This is a genomic window from Methylobacterium sp. WL119 (assembly GCF_008039875.1).
Taxonomy (GTDB): domain Bacteria; phylum Pseudomonadota; class Alphaproteobacteria; order Rhizobiales; family Beijerinckiaceae; genus Methylobacterium.
Genome location: NZ_VRUU01000260.1, coordinates 1 through 437, shown reverse-complemented (window position 1 = coordinate 437; position 437 = coordinate 1). Strand labels below are relative to the sequence as shown.

Annotated in this window: 1 protein-coding gene; it reads right to left on the bottom strand. The window is 41.9% G+C overall.

Translation table 11 applies throughout. The features are described from left to right. On the bottom strand, positions 1-437 hold a 437-nt coding region (locus tag FV227_RS28740), incomplete at both ends, for a glycosyltransferase (RefSeq protein WP_147860491.1).

The following is a 437-nucleotide window of genomic DNA, read 5'->3' as shown; positions in this document are numbered from 1 at the left end:
CTTTATATATACTCATAGTTTCGTCAGAAACGCGAGAGACTTTCATTCTATCTATATTAGCTATCGATGCTAACTTGGCAGTTTGAAGGCGGGCAGGATCATTAAGCAACAACAATATGCTATTAGACAATTCAAGAGGGTTGCCAGGACTCACTAACATGCCAGCCAAACCATTATTTAGCATTTCAGGAATTCCTCCAACATTGGTCGCAATAATGGCGCAACCCCCTTCAGATGCTTCTGATAAAACAAGGCCTGCAGGTTCAGAAAGGGATGGAAGTACAAAAATATCAGCATCACGAAACCAGGGTCTAGTGTCATCTTTTCCGCCGTGGAATATAATGGATTTAGAGTAGGGAGAGGAGGCGGCTAATTCTTCATATTTAGCTTTATAAGGTCCCTCCCCAACAATATGAAGAGTTGCACCGGTAAAGTAT